General features: G+C 65.6%; 14 protein-coding genes and 1 pseudogene. 12 read left to right on the plus strand and 3 right to left on the minus strand.

Annotation, left to right across the window (positions count from 1 at the left end; genetic code table 11):
* Positions 1-201: 201 nt before the first annotated feature.
* Complete coding sequence (locus ACFWB0_RS12250) at positions 202-1,377, plus strand: macrolide family glycosyltransferase (RefSeq protein WP_378490709.1); 1,176 nt, start codon at positions 202-204, stop codon at positions 1,375-1,377.
* A 2-nt stretch (positions 1,378-1,379) separates the two neighbouring features.
* Here the strand turns inward: ACFWB0_RS12250 and ACFWB0_RS12255 are convergent, their stop codons facing one another.
* Complete coding sequence (locus ACFWB0_RS12255) at positions 1,380-1,787, minus strand: SRPBCC family protein (RefSeq protein ID WP_378490710.1); 408 nt, start codon at positions 1,785-1,787, stop codon at positions 1,380-1,382.
* Between the two features lie 129 nt (positions 1,788-1,916).
* Here ACFWB0_RS12255 and ACFWB0_RS12260 point away from each other — a divergent pair, with 129 nt between their 5' ends.
* The 7 genes and pseudogenes from ACFWB0_RS12260 to ACFWB0_RS12290 all read left to right on the plus strand — a co-directional run bounded on the left by ACFWB0_RS12260 (position 1,917) and on the right by ACFWB0_RS12290 (position 12,005).
* Complete coding sequence (locus ACFWB0_RS12260; RefSeq protein WP_378490711.1) at positions 1,917-3,224, plus strand: alpha-hydroxy-acid oxidizing protein; 1,308 nt, start codon at positions 1,917-1,919, stop codon at positions 3,222-3,224.
* A 14-nt stretch (positions 3,225-3,238) separates the two neighbouring features.
* Positions 3,239-4,234 carry a 2-dehydropantoate 2-reductase gene (locus tag ACFWB0_RS12265; protein WP_378490712.1) on the plus strand — a complete coding sequence of 332 codons (996 nt, stop codon included), beginning with the start codon at positions 3,239-3,241 and terminating at the stop codon, positions 4,232-4,234.
* A 92-nt stretch (positions 4,235-4,326) separates the two neighbouring features.
* On the plus strand, positions 4,327-5,292 hold the full coding sequence (locus ACFWB0_RS12270; RefSeq protein ID WP_378490713.1) for a pirin family protein: 966 nt from the start codon (positions 4,327-4,329) through the stop codon (positions 5,290-5,292).
* A 75-nt stretch (positions 5,293-5,367) separates the two neighbouring features.
* Positions 5,368-5,905 (plus strand): annotated as a pseudogene (locus ACFWB0_RS12275) (methylated-DNA--[protein]-cysteine S-methyltransferase).
* A 64-nt stretch (positions 5,906-5,969) separates the two neighbouring features.
* Positions 5,970-7,202 (plus strand): DUF222 domain-containing protein, encoded by a 1,233-nt coding sequence (locus ACFWB0_RS12280; protein ID WP_378490714.1) that lies wholly within the window; start codon positions 5,970-5,972, stop codon positions 7,200-7,202.
* A 197-nt stretch (positions 7,203-7,399) separates the two neighbouring features.
* Entirely contained in the window at positions 7,400-10,657 is a 3,258-nt protein-coding gene (locus ACFWB0_RS12285; protein WP_378490715.1) for an arabinosyltransferase domain-containing protein, read from the plus strand.
* Positions 10,658-10,694: 37 nt separating this feature from the next.
* Positions 10,695-12,005, plus strand: a complete 1,311-nt coding sequence (locus ACFWB0_RS12290) for a glutaminase (RefSeq protein ID WP_378490716.1) — start codon at positions 10,695-10,697, stop codon at positions 12,003-12,005.
* A 4-nt stretch (positions 12,006-12,009) separates the two neighbouring features.
* Here ACFWB0_RS12290 and ACFWB0_RS12295 read toward each other — a convergent pair whose 3' ends face one another.
* Positions 12,010-12,834 (minus strand): SDR family oxidoreductase, encoded by an 825-nt coding sequence (locus tag ACFWB0_RS12295; RefSeq protein WP_378490773.1) that lies wholly within the window; start codon positions 12,832-12,834, stop codon positions 12,010-12,012.
* A gap of 289 nt (positions 12,835-13,123) precedes the next feature.
* Between ACFWB0_RS12295 and ACFWB0_RS12300 the strand changes: the two genes are divergently transcribed.
* From ACFWB0_RS12300 to crcB, 4 genes are all read left to right on the plus strand, one after another.
* A complete protein-coding gene (locus ACFWB0_RS12300; protein ID WP_378490717.1) occupies positions 13,124-13,981 on the plus strand; it encodes an alpha/beta fold hydrolase in 858 nt (285 codons plus the stop codon).
* Between the two features lie 233 nt (positions 13,982-14,214).
* On the plus strand, positions 14,215-14,439 hold the full coding sequence (locus ACFWB0_RS12305) for a hypothetical protein (RefSeq protein ID WP_378490718.1): 225 nt from the start codon (positions 14,215-14,217) through the stop codon (positions 14,437-14,439).
* 40 nt (positions 14,440-14,479) lie between these two features.
* Complete coding sequence (locus tag ACFWB0_RS12310; RefSeq protein WP_378490719.1) at positions 14,480-14,920, plus strand: fluoride efflux transporter FluC; 441 nt, start codon at positions 14,480-14,482, stop codon at positions 14,918-14,920.
* Positions 14,917-15,285 (plus strand): fluoride efflux transporter CrcB, encoded by a 369-nt coding sequence (gene crcB, locus ACFWB0_RS12315; protein ID WP_378490720.1) that lies wholly within the window; start codon positions 14,917-14,919, stop codon positions 15,283-15,285. The genes ACFWB0_RS12310 and crcB overlap by 4 nt, the downstream gene beginning before the upstream one ends.
* Positions 15,286-15,658: 373 nt before the next feature.
* On the opposite strand, the gene ACFWB0_RS12320 is transcribed toward crcB, so the two are convergent.
* Positions 15,659-18,031 carry an ATP-binding protein gene (locus tag ACFWB0_RS12320; protein WP_378490721.1) on the minus strand — a complete coding sequence of 791 codons (2,373 nt, stop codon included), beginning with the start codon at positions 18,029-18,031 and terminating at the stop codon, positions 15,659-15,661.
* Positions 18,032-18,288: the final 257 nt, after the last annotated feature.

Genomic DNA, 18,288 nt, shown 5'->3' on the forward strand with positions numbered 1-18,288 from the left:
ACTCAGGCGATCGGGACACGGCGAGCGTATCTCTGATCGCCGATAAATCGGATGCGTGGGCAGACGCCGCGGATTACATTCGCGGCCATGGAATTACTTCAGATCTACAGCTGACACCGACGCGAGCGTCGCCCGTAACACCGACGCACCTGTCGCCTGCTCGATGCCCTTCCGCCGTAGACCCGAAATGAGTGGTATTCCATGTCCCTTCGTCGCGCCCACATCGCGATGGTCGGTGTCCCTGCCGTCAGCCACGTCCTGCCGAGCCTCGAGATCATCCGCGAACTGGTTGCTCGTGGCCACCGGCTGACCTACGCCAACGACCCTGCGGTCGCCGAGCTGATCGAAGGCTCGGGTGCCGAGCTCATACCATGCTCGTCGGAACTTCCAGTGGCCGATAATGATTGGCCTGACGACCCAATCGCTGCGATGAGCTTGTTCCTCGACGATGCGATCCAGGCACTCCCCCAGCTGCACGCTGCCTACGACAACGATCCGGCAGACCTGTACCTGTACGACATCGGTGCATACGCCGCGCGTGCCCTCGCCGAATCGCAGGACAGACCCCTCATGCAGCTGTCGCCGACATTCGTCGCCTGGGAGGGATACAGCGAGGAAGTCGCGGCACAGTTGTGGGAACTCCCGGGGGCCGACGCATACAGGGCGAAGTTCTCACACTGGCTCGCGCAGTGCGGGGCGACCACCACCGACGTGGATACTTTCCCGGACCGTCCCGCGCATGCACTTGCGTTGATCACGCGAGCGATGCAGCCGCAGGCCGACCGGGTCGACACCGGCACTGTGACTTTCGTGGGACCCTGCTTCGACGCTCGAGCAGACGCCGACCATTGGATTCGCCCGGCCGACGCGGCGAACGTGCTGCTGATCTCCCTCGGTTCGGCATACACCCGGCAGCCGGAATTCTACCGGCAGTGCCTGGCGGCATACGGCGATCTGCCCGGCTGGCACGTCGTACTGCAGATCGGCAAGTACACCGATCCACGGGAACTCGGCGACATCCCACCCAACGTCGAGGTGCACTCCTGGGCTCCGCAACGAGCGATTCTCGAGCAAGCCGACGCTTTCTTCACTCACGCCGGCATGGGTGGCTGCAGCGAAGGACTGCTGGCGGGCGTGCCCATGATCGCCGTGCCGCAGGCCGCCGAGCAGTTCATGAATGCCGATCGTCTCGTGGAATTGGGTGTGGCTCGGCGCATCGACACCGAAGAAGCGACAGCCGAGACGTTGGGGTCGGCACTCGCGAGCCTGGTCTCCGACCCGGAGGTCGCCCGGCGGTCGGCGCAGCTGCGCGCCGACGCGCGGGCTGAAGGCGGCACGTCGCGCGCCGCCGACCTCATCGAGGACATGCTGCCCTGATACTACGGTTCCAAGAGGGCGCGCAAGCGTTCGAGATCCTCCGCGACCGTCGCGGTGTCCCGATCGAATTCTTCGTCCGATAGATCGATCTGGCGAACGGTGAAGAGGATCTCGGATCCGTTGGGATGTGCGAGTACACGAACGGGATTGTTGGTCGTCGCACCCGACGGCAACGTGACATCGTGGTCGAGTACGCCCAGGTCGTTGCGCGCCGCGAACCGCACGGTGACACGACCCATGGGAGAGTCCACCACGAGGGTGTCGCCGTCGCGTTCGACGTGGCTCTGCGCCAACCCGGCCGCCCACTTGGGCAGGTTGTCGGGATTCGCCGCGAAGTCGTACACCTGCTCCGGCGGACATTCGATGACCTGGCTGACGTGACGGCTGCGGATGGCCGGATCGTTGCTCATGAACGAAAGGTTATTGCGCAGGCCGGCGGTTGTCTTCCAAGAATCGGGTTCGTCGTCGTCGCGACAGTTCCCAGATTCACCGTTGTGGGGAAGGATCGGTGCACCACCGTGCTCGAGAGAGGGGAACTCGTGACCGAAACTGCTGCTCCCGCGACCACCGGCCCCGGCCGTGAGCGTCAGGGTGTCGTCTACCGCGACGGCGCGCTGGGTCGTCGGCCCGCAGTTCCGACTGCGTTCGGCGACCTCGAGCGCGCAGCACGCCGCGCCAGTTCGAAGCGGGCCTGGGCGTACGTCGCCGGTGGTGCGGGCGAGGGCCGCACGATGCAGAACAACCGGCGTGCGTTCGACCGGTGGGCGATCGTGCCCCGTATGGCGCATGGCGTCGTCGAACGCGACCTGAGCACCACTGTCGTGAACACGGCGCTGTCGTCGCCGATGCTGCTTGCGCCCGTGGGCGCCGGCGCGTTGATGGCGCCGGACAGCGACCTGGCGATCGCGCGTGCCGCCGCCGCAACGGATACTCCGTACATCTTCTCGAACCAGGGCTGCACCCCGATGGAAGAATGCGCCGCTGCGATGGGTTCGGCTTCCCGTTGGTTCCAGCTGTATTGGAGTTCCGACGAAGAACTTGTCGACAGCCTGTTGCATCGCGCCGAGACGATCGGTGCCGAAGCTGTCGTCGTCACCCTCGACACGACGATGCTGGGGTGGCGTCCGCAGGACCTGAACCTGGGATCCTTGCCGTTCGCGCGCGGTGAGGGCATCGCCCAGTACACGTCGGATCCGCGTTTCCGCGACATCGTGCGGCAGCGGATCGACTCGGCACGCGAGATGGTCACGGAGAGGCCGGATGTCACGCTCGGTGCGATCCGCACTCTGATATCGATGACGCGCAACCATCCGGGCACGTTCCTCGACAACCTGCGCTCCCCCGTGCCGCGCGCCGCGGCGGAGACGTTCCTCGATATCTACTCCAATCCAGGTCTGAGCTGGGAACATCTGGCCACCCTCCGCGATCGCACCCGGTTACCGATCGTGCTCAAGGGCATCCTGCATCCCGACGATGCGCGTCGCGCCGTCGATCTGGGTGTGGACGCGGTCGTGGTGTCCAATCACGGAGGCCGTCAGATAGACGGTTCGATCGCGTCGCTCGATGCACTCCTCGAAATTCGGGCCTCGATCGGCCGTGAACCGACACTTCTCTTGGACAGTGGAATCCGAAGTGGTGCCGACATGTTCGTTGCTCTCGCACACGGTGCCGACGCGGTGCTGCTGGGCCGTCCGTACATGTACGGGTTGGCGGTCGCGGGACAGCGCGGTGTGGAAGAGGTGATCCGCAACGTGGTCGCCGAGTTTGACCTCACTATGGCTTTGACGGGCGCACGGTCGATCGCTGATATCGACGAGCGGTTCGTCCGGCCCAATCCTTCGTTCTGAGAAGAGAGTTCCGGATGGCCACAATCGTTGTGTACGGGGCCGGCAGCATCGGATGCTACATCGGAGGCCGGTTGGTGGCGGGAGGCGCCGATGTCGTGTTCGTGGGGCGGCAACGGATCGCCGACGAGCTGCGCGTACACGGCCTTCAGTTGACCGATCTCGAGGGCACCGATGTGCGGGCCGGGTCCGTCGACTACCGCACGGAGCCGGACGCGGTCGCCGATGCCGACCTTGTGCTGGTCACGGTGAAATCCTCTGCCACAGCACAAGTCGCTACCGCAATCGCACCGTTGCTGCGGGATGGCGCCGTGGTGCTCAGTCTGCAGAACGGGTTGTCGAACGCGGATGTGCTTCGCGAAAAGATCGACCGTCCGGTGCTGACGGGGATGGTGCCGTTCAATGTCGTGGCGCAGGGCGACGGACGGTTCCATCAGGGGTCCGAGGGCGGGATCGAGGTCGAGGACAGCGGATTGCTCGCGCCGTATCTGTCGCAGTTCGACGCGGCGGGACTTCCGTTGGTATGGAGGTCCGATATGGACGCGGTGCTGTGGGCGAAGTTGATCCTCAACCTCAACAATCCGATCAACGCGCTGTCGGGGCTACCTCTGAAGACGGAACTGTCCCAACGCGCCTATCGTCGGTGCGTCGCGGCTGCCCAACGCGAAGCGCTTGCCGTCGGGCAGCGGGCAGGGCGCACCGCGGCACGCCTCACGCCACTGCCGCCGTCGTGGATTCCGCACTTGCTGACGGTGCCGGACGTCGTGTTCCGCACTCTCGCGTCGTCGATGCTGGCGATCGATCCGCTCGCCCGATCGTCGATGTGGGAGGACTTCGAGGCCGGCCGTACCACTGAGGTCGACTGGCTCAACGGCGAGGTCGTGAGGCTAGGCCGCGAGCACGGCGTCGCGACTCCGGTCAACGAGAAGCTCGTCGAACTGGTCCGCGACGCCGAGTGTGGTGGTCGACGGGGCTGGGCCGGATCCGACCTGTTGGAGGTGCTCCGATCCTGAGGGTCGCGGATCCGGGAATGGAACACCGCTCGCCGCGGTTGAGCTATTCTAGAGTTAGTTGAACAGTCAACTACATGAATAGAGGAGGCCCAATGCCTGCCGTGAGTGTCGACAACATCCTCGCGCTGCCCCGCATCGGCGAGGTGGCTCCGGACGCTACCGAACGGCCCGTCGTGTCGGTGACCACCGCGCCCACCGGCTACGAAGGCGAGGGCTTCCCGGTTCGCCGCGCATTCGCGGGCGTCGGGCTCGAGCAACTCGACCCGTTCATCCACATGGACCAAATGGGGGAGGTCAACTATCCGCCCGGCGAGGCGAAGGGCACTCCCTGGCATCCGCATCGCGGCTTCGAGACCGTGACCTACATGATCGACGGGACGATGGAGCACCAGGATTCCAACGGCGGCGGCGGAATCATCAGTGGCGGCGACACCCAGTGGATGACCGCCGGCGGTGGAATTCTGCACATCGAAGCCCCGCCGGAGCAACTCGTCATGTCAGGTGGGGTCTTCCACGGCGTGCAACTGTGGGTGAACCTGCCGAAGAGTAACAAGCTGGCAGCGCCGCGATACCAGGACATCACCGGTAGCAAGGTTGCTCTGCTGTCCTCCCCAGACGGCGGTGCGCTGGTCCGAGTCATCGCCGGTGAGCTCGACGGTCACCAGGGCCCCGGTTCGACGTACACCCCGATCGCATTGCTGCACGCCACCATTGCGCCCGGGGCAAGTGTGACGTTGCCGTGGAATCGTGAATTCAATGCGCTTGCCTACGTCCTGGCCGGCCACGGCCTCGTAGGTAGCGAGCGACGTGCCGTGCGACACGGTCAGTTGACGGTGTTCGGCCGCGGCGACACCATCACGATCGCGGCGGCAGATGCCCAGGACTCGCGCTCCGAATCGCTCGAGGTGTTCATCTTGGGTGGCAAGCCGATTCGTGAGCCCATTGCGATGGCCGGACCATTCGTTATGAACACCAAGGCCGAGGTGATGCAGGCGTTCGAGGACTTCCAGGCCGGCCGCCTCGGATCGATCCCCGCTGCCTACGAAACTCTCGAGTGACAACATCCGAATCCGGATTACTCGAGGCCTCGGCTCCATCGGTGGTCTGTTGTCGGGGCCAGCGGCCATACTCGGATGATGACGCATTACACGCTGTTCGGCACCTCACTCGGCCGGTTGTGTGGTGATATGGCGCGAGAATAAGGTCGTTGGCTTCCAGCTTCCCGAGCGCTCCGACACGGCAACGATCACCCGCGTCCGCGATCTGTTTCCTGAGGCCGATCAGATCGAGCCCGGGCCACTCGCGCGTCGCGTCATCGACGGTATGACCGCGCTACTGCGGGGAGAGCCCGACCCGCTGACGGACGTCGAGCTCGACCTGACCAGCAGGCCGGAATTCGACCGGCGGATCTATGCCGTGGCCCGTGCGATCCCGCCCGGCCGGACTCTCACTTACGGCGACGTTGCGTCCGCGGTCGGCGTGCCGGGTGGTGCGCAGGCGGTCGGACAAGCACTGGGCCGCAATCCGATTCCGATTCTGGTGCCGTGTCACCGGGTGCTGGCGGCCCACGGTGCGGTGGGCGGCTTCTCGGCTGCAGGCGGCGCGGTCACCAAACGCGCGCTGCTCGCAGCCGAACGTGTTCCGGGTTTCGACGACCCGACGCTGTTCTGACGATGCTCGAACAGATATTCGCATATCTCTTGTGTATCGAATGTCTGTTCTATACAATTCGATCATGGGTGGGGACCTCTGGAAACTCGACAACACACAACTGATGGCCGAGACGCTCGCCGTCTCCGCCGAAATCCATACCTGGCAGGTACACCGCGTGGACCTGATGATCGCGATGGTCGAACGCGACACCGTCCGCGAACACGGCTACCGCAGCCCCGCGCACTGGCTGTGCGCCGCCACGAACCTCGAGATCGGTGAATGCCACCGCATCGAATCACTGGCACGGTTGTTGCGGTTGGAACCGGAAGTCCGCGAAGCCTATTCAACCGGCCTGCTCGACGCGGAGAAAGCCCGGCAGATCGCCTACTTCTGCCAGCACTACCCCCGCACCATGAACCCCTGCGACTTCGAGAAGGCCCGCACCATCCTGATCGAACATGCCTCCGACAGGGTCGCAACAAAAGCGACCGTGCGCGCTGTGATCCGCCGACTCGAACACCTCTACGGCACCGGCGACGGACCACCACCGGGTGAAGACTCGTCGCGCAACGAACTGTTCGTCTCCACCACCTGGCACGGCCGGGTGGTGCTCACAGGCGAGTTCGACGCCGTCACCGGCGCGCGCCTGCGGCACCTCCTCTCGCCGCTGGCCGCACCGAAGCCTGAAACAAACGGCATCAAAGACGAGCGCTCCGCGTCGAAGCGCAACGCCGACGCGTTCGATCAACTGTTGCAGTTCGTCGAAGCCGCCGGCCTCGTTCCCGTCGAAGGCGGCGTGAAACCGCACGTGACGGTCACGGCGTCAATCAAGGACCTGACGACGAACGCCGCGGTGAAGGAACTGTTCGCGAACAGTCCCGAGCATGGGTTTGCGACCGAGCCGTGGGCGGGTCCGTTGTCGATCGATGCCGCGCGGATGCTGGCGTGTGATTGTCAGGTCACCCGGATTCTGCTCGACGAACACGGGGTGCCGCTGGCGCACGGGCAGACCCGCCGCACCGCGTCCGCCGCGCAACGTCGAGCACTGACGGTGCGGGACGGTGGATGCGCTTTTCCTGGGTGTTCGACACCACCGGCGTGGGCGGATGCGCACCATCTGCGGCACTGGGTGGACGGCGGCGACACCGACCTCGACAATCTGGTGTTGCTCTGCGGGCATCATCATCGGTTGATGCACCACACCGAGTGGGAGGTGGAGATGACCGGCGAGCGTCGGCCGCAGTTCATTCCGCCCGCAAGTGTGGATGTGTTCCGGACACCGATACCCGGGAGCCGGCCTGATCTGGTCGCCTAGCTCCACAACAGAACACAAAGACAGCCACCGTTGCCAGGGCACCCGTGTGCCCCGGCAACGGTGGCTGCAGTTGTGGAACTGCTTCGAATCATGCGTCCGAGACTCGGCAATCACACGAGGTCTGGACGCGATCTTGGTTCAGTGAGAAGTCATGGTCGAATAGGGGCCGGCCCGCATCTCGGATAGCATCGCGTGGCGTGAGTGAGGCCAGTACGACCGAAGACCCCGTCCGACCATCGGCAAGCGAGCCGTCGGCGACCCGCCGCGATGTGACGCGGGCCCGGCTCATCGCCCTGGTCGGTGCGCTGGTCGGCATTGTCGCTGCACTGACGATTCCGTTCCTGCCCGTCACGCAGACACAAGCGACGCTCAGCTGGCCGCAGGACGGAACCAGCGCGAGCGTCACCGCGCCGCTGGTGTCGTACGCGCCCGTCGATCTGGACATCACCATTCCGTGTGCTGTCGCAGGGGCCGCCGAGGGCCGGACCATCGTCTCGACGTCCCCGCAGGGTGCGCCCAACGCCGAGCGGTACGGGCTCGTTGCTCGGGTCACGACCGGCTCCGACGACCGCCCGGCAACGCTCGAGGTGATCGCACGCAACACCAGGCTGGTCTCGGCGCCTGTCGACGAGCTGGCCCCCGGCTGCTCGGTCACGGTCGATGCGAATCCCACTCGCACCGTCGCCTCCATCACCGGCGCGGGCGGTGCAGACACCGAGCAGGTATTCGAGCGCGACCTCCGACCCCAGATGGTGGGCGTCTTCACGGGCCTCGAGGGAGATCTGCCCGACGGTCTGTCGGTCGAGGCGACCCTCGACACTCGCTTCACGACGTCCCCGACCTGGATCAAGCTGCTAGCGATGGCTGTTGCAGCGCTCGCCACGGCGCTCTCGCTGTGGTCGCTGCACCGGCTCGACGCCACCGACGGGCGACGTTCCCGCCGCATCCTGCCCGCATCGTGGTGGTCGTTCGGCCGGGTCGACGGCGTCGTCGTCGGCACCTTGTTGCTCTGGCACGTCATCGGTGCGAACACCGCGGACGACGGCTACCAGCTGGGTATGGCCCGTGCGGCGGGCGAAGCCGGCTACATGTCCAACTACTTCCGGTGGTTCGGGGTGCCGGAGTCGCCGTTCGGTACACCTTTCTACGACGTGCTCGCGCTCATGACCCAGGTGTCCACGGCGAGCGTGTGGATGCGGTTGCCTGCCCTGCTCGCAGGCCTGCTCGCCTGGTGGGTGATCAGCCGCGAGGTGGCACCGCGGATCGGCGCGGCAGTCCGCCGCAACTCGATACCGCTGTGGACGGGCGCCTTCGTGTTCCTGGCGTTCTGGCTGCCGTTCAACAACGGTCTGCGTCCCGAACCGATCGTCGCCACCGGTGTGCTGCTGACCTGGTGTTCGGTCGAGCGCGCGGTCGCCACCCGACGCCTGTTCCCGGCGGCTGTCGCAGTGCTCATCGGCGCCGTCACGGTCACCGCCGGGCCGTCCGGCATCATCTGCTTCGCCGCGCTGATCGCCGGTGCGCGGCCGATCGCCCGCATCGTCCTCGCTCGGGGCCGCGAGTTCGGATTCTTCGTCGTGCTCGCACCGATCGTCGCCGCGGGGGTCGTGATCCTCGCCGCCGTGTTCGCCGATCAGACGCTGGCCGCAGTGTTGGAGATGCAGTCCGCGCACGTCGTCGGCCCGAGCGTGCCGTGGTTCCAGGAATACCTGCGCTACCAGTATCTGCTGCAGATCACCGTCGATGGGTCGCTCGCGCGGCGCTTCGCGATGTTCACGATGATCCTGTGCCTGATCACGGTGATCGTGGCGCTGCTGCGGCGCGGCGGGAAGATCCCCGGAGCAGCTTCGGGCCCGTCCCGGCGCCTCGTGGGTATCACCCTCGGCGCGATGGTGCTGATGATGTTCGCCCCCACGAAGTGGACGCACCACTTCGGTATCTATGCCGGGCTGGCCGCGGCCGTGGCGATTGTCGCCGCTGTTGCTGTGGGCCCCCGGGTGCTGCGGTCGCGGCGTAACCGCGCTCTGTTCGCGGCGGCGGTACTGTTCACGCTCACGATGTCGTTCATCGGTCCTAACGGCTGGTGGTACGTCTCGAGTTACGGAGTGCCGTGGTGGGACAAGCCGCCGTCGGTCGCGGGGTTCGGGTTCTCCACCGTGTTCTTCGGGCTCACCGTGCTGGCCTTGCTGCTCGCCGCGTGGTGGCACATCCACCCCGTCGCGTCCACACGCACCGATAAGCCGTCGCGCCTGTGGTCGATTCCGCCGCTCACGGTGGCGGCCGCCGCGATGGTGCTGTTCGAGGTGCTCTCCCTCGCCAAGGGCGCGGTGTCGCAGTACCCCGGGTACTCGGTGGCGCGCTCCAATATCGATGCTCTGAGCGGTTCGTCGTGCGGACTCGCGAACGACGTCCTGCTCGAGATGAACCCCAATACGGGCATGCTCGCTCCGGTCAGCGGTGACATCGCGAACGCGCTCGTGGCCGAGGGCGGAGACGGATTCTCCCCGGACGGAGTCGCTGATGACCTGACCGCCGACGACGAGTCCGCAGATGCGGGCACCGCCAACACCGTCGACTCCGACAACGACCAGACGGCCGGCGGCACGGCAGGTACCCAGGGCGGCACCGGGCAGGCCGGCGCCAACGGCAGCACCGTCGCACTGCCGTTCGGTCTCGACCCTGCCACTACCCCGGTCCTCGGCAGCTACGGCGGCATCACCGGTAACGTCACCACCGACTGGTACCGCCTCCCGGAACCGGATGCGGCGGGTTCTCGCGGCGACATCGTGTCGATATCGGCGGCCGGTCGGATCTTCTCGGTCGACGCCGACGGCACCGAAACCTACGGGCAACGGATCGAACTCGAATACGGCGTGAGCGAGGGCGATACCGTGCGCGCACTCGGCTCTGCCCTTCCGATCGACATCGGCCCGTCGCCGTCGTGGCGAAACCTGCGGGTGCCGCTCGACGCACTTCCCGCGGAAGCCGACACGGTGCGGATCGTCGCGCACGACCACGATCTGGCTCCGGAGCAGTGGCTCGCGTTCACCCCGCCGCGGGTACCGCAGACTCAGACGGCACAGGCAGTTCTCGGCACCGAGTCCCCGGTCCTGCTGGACTGGGCCGTCGGCCTGAACTTCCCGTGCCAGCATCAGATGTTGCACAGCAACGGTGTCGCCGAAATCCCCGAGTTCCGAGTCCTCCCGGACCGGGTCGGTGCGATCTCGACGAATCTGTGGCAGGACCACTACGGCGGCGGTCCACTCGGATGGACCGAGATGTTGCTCGGCGGCCGCACGATCTCGTCGTACCTCGACAACGACTGGGATCGAGACTGGGGTTCGATCGAGCAGTTCCGTCCGCTCGACTCGTCGGCCGAGCCCGCGCGCGTGGACACCGAGGAGGCGAACCGGACAGGGTGGTGGACCCCCGGCCCCATCGAGACTTCGTATTGAGTCGGCGGCGCCGGGGTGGTTCCGTCAGAATGAGGGAATGCTCTCACCGATCCCGGACTATCTGAACCAGGTGCTCGACACATGCGCAGCCGATTCGGGAGAGCTCGCCGAGTACATCCCGGAGTTGGCGGCGGTCGATCCCGATCGGTTCGCGCTGTCGTTGGTGACCGCGGAGGGCGACGCCTACTCCGTCGGTGACCATCAGGACGAATTCACGATCCAGTCGATCTCCAAGCCGTTCGTGTACGGCCTCGCGCTCGAGACCCTCGGGTTCGAAGCCGTACTCGATCGGGTGGGCGTGGAGCCCTCCGGCGAGTCGTTCAGCGAGATCTCGCTCGAGCGGAACACCGGTCGGCCGCTCAACCCGATGATCAATGCCGGTGCACTCGCGGCACATGCCCTCGTGGCGTCCGATGCGTCGGCGGACATCGGTGTCGAGCGGATTCGGAAGTTGCTCTCGGCGATGGCCGGACGCGAACTCGACATCGACGAGAAGGTTGCCAGGTCGGAGCTGGACAATGCATACCGAAACATTGCGTTGTCCAACCTGCTTCGCAGTTACGACGTCTTCACCGGTGATCCGGACGCCGTAGTGGAGGGGTACATACGCCAGTGCGCGGTGCGTGTGACGACCGCCGATCTCGGCATGATGGCGGCAACCCTTGCGAGCGGTGGAATTCAGCCGCACACAGGCGAAGAGATCTTCTCCAGACCGGTGGTGCGCCAAGTGTTGTCGGTGATGGCGACGTGCGGAATGTACGACGCCGCAGGAGACTGGTTGACGACCATCGGGATTCCCGCGAAGAGCGGTGTGTCCGGTGGAATCATCGGAATCCTCCCGGGGCAGTTGGGGATTGCAGTCTTTTCTCCGCGCCTCGATTCGCACGGTACGAGTGCGCGCGGAGTCCAGGTCTGCGAACATCTTTCGCGCGACATGAATTTGCATCTCATGGATGCTCCGATGGTTGCGCACTCGGTGATGCGTCGCCGCAGGGAATTCGGCGATGGAGACACTGCCGTCACTCTGCTGGTCCTCCAGGGCGACCTTCAGTTCACGAACGCAGAAGCGCTCGTACGCGATCTGATCGACGAACCGATCGCCACCCCGCGGCTCGTGCTGGATCTCGCTCTCGTCCGTTCGGTGTTCCCGGCAGGCAGCAGGGTGCTGCTCGAGGTGGTCCGGCGGCTGCACCTGGACGGGATCGAGGTCATGTTCATCGACCCGGAGGAACATTTCCCCGATCCCGAGGTGGGAAGCGGCTACCGGCCGCTGGTGCTGGAATCGATCGGCGAGTTGCCGATGGATCTGCACTGGCGGCGCGAGATGCCTGGCCGCGTCGAGTCCTGAATCTTCAGCTCCCCCACGCAGCGGCGCGGACCGCGGCGACGACACCACCGTCGACCAGAAGGTCTGTGCCGGTGATGAAGCTGGATTGCGGATCGAGGAGGAAGGCCGCTGCACCGGCGATGTCGTCGGGTGTGCCGAGCCTGCCGGTTGCAGACATGCTCACCATCCCCTGCATCCGCTGCCCGGATTCGCCGGAGAGTTCCTCGCGGCCCATGGGGGTCGAGATGACGCCGGGGCTGATGGAGTTGATCCGCGCCCCGCGCTTTCCCCACGCGGCCGCAGCGCTCTGCACCCGCACGGCATTCCCACGCTTCGCGACCGTGTAGGCGATTCCGGGATGACCCAGCTTCTCCGGAGCGAGGAAGGGAAGGTCGAGCAGGTCGGTGGCCGGGGTGACGGCGAGCGCTTTCTCCTGCTCGGGAGGTAGTGCTCCCATATGGCCGGCCATGCTGGCGATCACGACGCCGGCCCCGCCCGGCGCGATGACCCGGGCAAACTGGTCGAGGACGAGTGCGACGCCCAGCAGGTCGACCTTCAGGACAGCTTCGATGGGGGCCTGCTCCGGCGACACGCCGGCCGTGTGCGCGACGTGGGTGACGCGACCGAGCCCGGCTGCGAGATCGGCCAGTGAGGCAACCGAGTCGTGATCGGATACGTCGACGACCTGTGTTTTCACCTCATGTCCCTCGCCATGGAGGGTCGTCGCAGCGGCGTCGAGGGTTGTTTCGTTGAAGTCTGCCAGCAGGACGGTGCGTCCTGCGCCCAGCCGGCGCGCGAGTGCGAGCCCCATCCCGCCTACTCCGATGACGACGAGTACGTCGCTGTCCATCATGCCCCTTTCGCGAAATCCACTGGTGGTCAAGACCGTACGGTGGTGTGTCAGGAGCCACACCGTGATCGGAACGATACCCGCTGATGGTGCTGATGGGGATGTTGATGCTGGTAGTGCGTTCTTTCCGGCTGCCTGCTGGCGTGAGTGCCGAACAGTGAGCTACGGTGTCCTGCGGTGTGCCGGAAGTCTGGTCGGCGAGAGATGTGTCGTACGTACGAGAGAAGATCCAAACATGCCGTTCACCTGTGAAGACGCCGTTGCAGTCCGGATCGGTGGGTGACTGGGAGTGCTTACCAAGTCCCCGTACCGCTGCCCCGGTGATGACAGCGTCATCCACCACGCGTGTGCAGGAATGCTGTCGCACTGGCCGAAGCCGGTCGGCGAGCAAGTTGCGCGTACCTCCCTCGGTGAGACCCGCGTGCTCAGCGTCGGGCCTGCGACGGGTCATCCGATCGTCGTCCTCGCGGGAGGTGATCTCCCCGCTGCAGGCCTGCGTGATCTGGCCGGCTCGTTCGATCCCTCCCGACGCGTGCTCCTCGTCGATCTGCCCGGGTTGCCGGGAGCGAGCGCGTGCACCCGTCCTGAGGGCAACGTCCACGCTGCATACGGCCGGTGGCTCACGGAGGTCCTCGATGTCCTGGAGGTCGGTGTCGTACCGATCCTGGGGCTCGGGTGGGCCGCGTCGGCTGCTGCTGCGATCACCGATGTGGAGCGAGTCGAGAAGCTCGTGCTGGCCGCACCCCTCGGTCTGGTGCCGCGTGCGCGATGGCACCGGGCGCTGATTCCGGGCCTCCAGTGGCGCAACGAGCCGAATTTCGAGAACACCGAGCGGTATCTCCGCGCGCTTGCGGGTTCGGGCTTCGAACCCGACGACGCCACGCTGCGGTGGTCCTGCCGTGTAGGCGCGTACTGCACCTCTCTGGCGGGGATGCCCCGGATCGGTCGGTCGCTGTGGCAGCGGTGGAACGGCCGAGCCGTAGAGGTCGTGGTCGGGGATCAGGATCCGCTCGTGCATATCGCTCCGCTCAGGAAGGTAGCGGAGGAGATCGGCGCACGCTTCGAGGTCGTGGAGGGTGCGGGGCGTCTGCTCCCGCTCGAAGCGCCGGCGCTTCTTGCCGAGGAGATGTTCGCGCCGATCAGGTGAGTCCGGCTGCGGGGGTCCTCGCGCGCTGGATTTCCGTGTCTGCGGCATGATTTCGCTCACCTCGTCGACTTCGGGGATGCACGGCCGACGTGGTGACCTGTCCGGTTCGCAGTCACCGAAACCGATGTGACCCACTTCGCATTCACATCCAAGTTACTCGGTGGTAGACCCGTAACGGACAACCTGTGTGTTCGGGGAGCCCTGCCCGATCGTTCCTACCCGAGCATGCAGCCGTGGTGTCGGTACCCATCCGGCAGACCCCCGAAAGGCTCAACATGCTCTTCAGCGCGATGTTCCCCTTGGCCGGACGCGGCAAGCGCCGTACGGCGTCGGCAGCGTCGGCCTCGAACCCATCGGCCGAGTCGCTGCGCGTGACCGCGTCGGCGCTGCGTGCGTGGGGCGCCGAGGCCGACGCCGACGAGCTCGAGGTCCAGGCAACGCGAGTCGCCGCTTCGTAGATTCGGCGGTAGTTTCTTCTTTTCACGGAAGGAACTGCCTGTGGCCGACGACCGAGGCGCCGTCGCGCATCGCCGACCATCCGCGCTTGCTGCGGTCGCTGTCGGCGGCGCGATCGGGACGCTCGGTCGCTATGGCGTAGGGCTCTGGTTTCCTGCATCACCCGATAGTTGGCCGGTGGGCACCTTTGCGGTGAATGTCGCCGGAGCCTTCGCCCTCGGCCTGCTGCTCGAGGCTCTGCTTCGGACCGGGGCCGACACCGGTCGGCGATATCTGCTTCGCCTCGCCGCGGGAACAGGCATGCTCGGCGCATTCACGACGTACAGCACGTTCGCCGTCGATGTCGTTTCGCTCGTGCGTGACGGCAGTCCGGTGCTCGCTGCGTCCTACGCGGCCGCCTCGGTGCTTCTCGGCGTCTGCGCGGCGGGGCTGGGTATTGCGGTGGGTGTGCGCATCGCCGGGCAGCGCGGATGTCTGCGATGACACTGTGGGTCGCGCTCGCGGGAAGTCTGGGTGCACTGACGCGTTTCGTGGTGGACGGCGAGATACGCAGTCGACGGAGCCTGCAGTTTCCGTGGGCAACGATGGTCGTGAACGTGTCGGGATCGTTGTTGCTCGGCGTCCTGGTCGGTCTCGTTCTCTGGCACGACGCAGATCAGCGACTCGAAGTCGTTCTCGGTGTCGGGTTCTGCGGCGGATACACCACATTCAGCACGGTGAGCGTCGAAGCTGTTCGACTGATTCACGAGGGTAGGTACCGTGCCGCGCTGTTCGGGGCACTGGGAACCCTCGTTCTCGCGGTCGCTGCGGCGGCCGCGGGGTGGGGGGTGGTCGGGCTTGCCTCATGATCGCGAGCATCGTGAGGGAGATGCGGCGCCGGGCTACCCCCGACGGGTACACACTTTCAGCCCGGCGCCGCTGGTCGATCTTCCCGTTGCGGGATATCAACGACCGTAGGCGAATATAACGGAAAGGTCACGCCCCGATTGCGGGCGAGTCGGGAGTCGAGATGATTCACGTAGTCATCACTGCAGGTGAGAGTGAATTCCGGTGAGCGCGGAACCGAACGATTTTCTTTCGCCGATGTGACCTAAAGCACGTTTTTTGGTGAATGGTTGCGAGAAGATCACGAACCCATAGTGCTGTATCGACAAGTACGGCTGACGACACTGTCGTCAGCCGTACTTGTCAGAAGTCAGTAGCCCGTGTGGTTACCCGAGCTCACTCTTCGCGCCTGCTCGGCCACCGCTCGTGCAGGCGGCCGCGCTGGACGCTCGGGCTTGTGCCGGGGTTCGGTGGTCGAGGCGCCGGATCCTGCTGCCATCCACCGTCGCCTGCATTGCCCTGGTCGCCCTCGTACTGCTGGCCGTACTGCGAGCCCTGACCGTGCTGGGGTTCGGGCTGGTACTGGGATTCCGGTTGGTACTGGGGCTCCGGCTGGTACTGAGAGTCGTTGCCGTACTGGGGTTCCGAACCGTACTGGGGTTCCGAACCGTACTGGGGTTCCGAACCGTACTGGGGTTCCGAACCGTACTGGGGCTCAGGGTCGTACGGGGACTCCGATTCGTACTGCAGACTCGGGTCGTACTGCGCCGTGTCGGGGGACGAATTCCTCGACGGCAGTTGCCCTGCAGGGCGCTCGGAAATCTCCTGCGCGAGCGGGTACGGGTTGATGGCGTGCTCGATCTCCGTTGCCGATCGCTGCAGCCGACGCGGACGGTCGATCTGGTACGTATCGGCCGGAGCGTTGCCCACTCCCTTGAGGAGTCGAATGGGCAGGTAGACACTCGCGGTGATACCGGCGTTGGTCGTGGAGTCGAAGGTCGGGCGCAGACGCACGGTGATCCCGTTGCGTGCAGCGAGTCGCGCGACCACGAACAGACCCATGCGTCGGGCGGCGCCCCAGTTGCCTTCGTCGTCGCTCGAGAGCCGTTCGTTGATCTCGGTCAGTTCTTCGGCCGGGATTCCGATACCGCGGTCGGCGATCTCGAGCAGCAGCCCGCCGTCGACGGCGCGGGAGAACGCGAATGCGACGGTGCTGTCCGGCGGGGAGGCGCGGAGCGCGTTGTCGAGGAGCTCGGCGACGAGATGCACGATATCGGTGACCGAACTGCCGAGCAGACTGCCGTCGGGTGCGTTACCGAAATCGACACGCTGGTAGTTCTCGACCTGGGAGACCGCGGCGCGGAGCACGTCGCCCAGCGGTGTGTCGGGCACGCGGCCCATGCGCTGACGGGTGCCGGCGAGAACGAGCAGTGAATCACCGGTGCGTCGCATACGCGCGGCGAGGTGGTCGAGCGCGAACAGGTTCTGGAGTCGCGTGGGGTCGCGTTCTTCGTGTTCGAGCGAGTCGATGAGAGAGAGCTGTTGCTCGACGAGGGTCTTGTTCCGTCGTGCGAGGGTTTCGAGCATCTCGTTGACCTGGCGGCGAAGTGCCGCCTGCTCGCCTGCGAGGCGGAGCGCGCCTGCGCTCATGTTGTCGACGGCGCGGGCCACCTCACCGATCTCCTCGCGCGTGGTGACGCGGATCGGTTCGAGGATGACCGTCTCGATGTCGGCCCCGTTCTTGATGTCCGCGATCGCTTCCGGCAGACCGACATCGGCAGCCCGGAGCGTGTCGTTGCGAAGGCGTCGTAGTGGCCGGATGAGGGAGGCTGCAACGAGCAGGGCGAGTCCGAGGGCGAGTGCGAGGACGACGCCTACACCGATCACCGTTCCCGTGGCGTCCCTCCTGGCTGTGGAGGCGAGGTCATCGAGTGTCGAGACGATGCGGGTGCCTGCTGCCTCGACCATTTCCTGATAGATGGTCAGGCTCGTGAAGATGGAGTTGCGCAGTGCCGAGACATCGGTGGACGTGTCGTCGATACCCGCAATGAGGGCTCGTCGTTGCTCCATCTGCCCGTTGAGTGCGCTCGCCAGCTCGGGATCGTTCACATCCTCGAGGAACAACGCGAGCTTGCCGGCTTCCGAGGCCTGCGCGTGGGTGAACATGAGGCTCGCTGCTTCGGATCCGTCCATGAGCGTGCCGAATGCGACGATCTGGTCGATCACCTCCCACTGGGTGTCCCAGGTGGCAAGCAGCAGGCCTGCATCGGCGAGCACATCGGGGTCGCCGGTCGCGTCGACGACGCTCCGGAACACCAAGGTGACCCGGGAGACGAATCCCTGGAGGCGTTCGTGGGTCGCCTCGCGCGACATCCCACCCCGCGTGGCGCTCTCGTAGAGGGCCTCGCCCTCCTGGACGGCGCGGGACACCGAGCCCATGATCTTGGGATCGAGTTCCTTGTTGGCGAGGAATTCATCGAGCGCCGGCTCGTTCTCGGCGATGATCGCCGCGGCGTTGTCGGTGGGCAGTCCGATCATCGTTGCCAATGCGGCACCTGCGACACCCGTGCTCCACTGTGCGAGCGCGGGGATGATCGCTACCTGTTCGGCTTGTTGGCTGTAGTGATTCGCCTCTTGGACGGTGTCGTAGGCGCGCAGCCCGCCGTAGAGCGATGCTGCAATGAGGGGCACAGCGACAACCGCCGTGACCTTCTGCCACAGGCGCCAATTGTCCGGTGTTGGCACCCGCAGGTTGCGGAGGAGGCTCATGGGGGGTGGGCCTGGCCTTTCTCGTACGTGTCTCAACCGGCCGGGCCGAAATCGGGATATGTCCTGGGAAAGGATCGGCAATCTAACACTCAACCAGCAAGATCTGGGCCAGATTAGGGCCGTGTCGTGCATTTATACAAACTGCATGTCCGAATTGAATAGCAGGTATGCAGAGTAACAGATACCGGACGTTAAGTATGTAACGGACTCCTGAGTTACGATCCCCGAGGCCGGGCGATCCCATGAAGAGGAGAAAT

This window comes from Rhodococcus sp. NPDC060086 (genome assembly GCF_042730275.1).
Taxonomy (GTDB): domain Bacteria; phylum Actinomycetota; class Actinomycetes; order Mycobacteriales; family Mycobacteriaceae; genus Rhodococcus.

Bases quoted from the DNA above. Each gene is read 5' to 3' on its own strand.
- ACFWB0_RS12255 (WP_378490710.1), bottom strand. From the start codon at position 1,787: ATGAGCAACGATCCGGCCATCCGCAGCCGTCACGTCAGCCAGGTCATC.
- ACFWB0_RS12295 (WP_378490773.1), bottom strand. From the start codon at position 12,834: ATGGACAGCGACGTACTCGTCGTCATCGGAGTAGGCGGGATGGGGCTC.
- ACFWB0_RS12290 (WP_378490716.1), top strand. From the start codon at position 10,695: ATGCTCTCACCGATCCCGGACTATCTGAACCAGGTGCTCGACACATGC.
- ACFWB0_RS12280 (WP_378490714.1), top strand. From the start codon at position 5,970: ATGGGTGGGGACCTCTGGAAACTCGACAACACACAACTGATGGCCGAG.
- ACFWB0_RS12250 (WP_378490709.1), top strand. From the start codon at position 202: ATGTCCCTTCGTCGCGCCCACATCGCGATGGTCGGTGTCCCTGCCGTC.
- crcB (WP_378490720.1), top strand. From the start codon at position 14,917: ATGACACTGTGGGTCGCGCTCGCGGGAAGTCTGGGTGCACTGACGCGT.
- ACFWB0_RS12265 (WP_378490712.1), top strand. From the start codon at position 3,239: ATGGCCACAATCGTTGTGTACGGGGCCGGCAGCATCGGATGCTACATC.
- ACFWB0_RS12320 (WP_378490721.1), bottom strand. From the start codon at position 18,031: ATGAGCCTCCTCCGCAACCTGCGGGTGCCAACACCGGACAATTGGCGC.
- ACFWB0_RS12270 (WP_378490713.1), top strand. From the start codon at position 4,327: ATGCCTGCCGTGAGTGTCGACAACATCCTCGCGCTGCCCCGCATCGGC.